This is a genomic window from Photorhabdus sp. RM96S (genome assembly GCF_042879335.1).
Lineage (GTDB): Bacteria > Pseudomonadota > Gammaproteobacteria > Enterobacterales > Enterobacteriaceae > Photorhabdus > Photorhabdus kayaii.
In genome coordinates, this window is sequence record NZ_JBHFKT010000268.1 from 1 (window position 1) to 246 (window position 246).

At 47.2% G+C, this 246-nt stretch carries 1 pseudogene; it reads left to right on the top strand.

What is annotated here, in order from left to right:
- Window positions 1–246 (top strand): annotated as a pseudogene (locus tag ACGF49_RS25300) (IS5/IS1182 family transposase); the annotation flags it as partial.

The following is a 246-nucleotide window of genomic DNA, read 5'->3' on the forward strand; positions in this document are numbered from 1 at the left end:
GATCATTAATCTCATTTTCAATAAGTTATTGTCAATACTGGATGAACAAGATTTGGTTGATTGGTCAGCCATATCACTGGATGGCAGTAACATTCGTGCGGCACATTGTGCAGCTGGCGCCCAAAAAAACATCCCGATGTCACCGCAGACCATGGCCTGGGTCGCTCTCAGGGTGGTTATGGTTCCAAAATCCATCTGGCTGTCGATGGAAAAGGCCATCCACTGAATGTGGTACTCAGTGCAGGT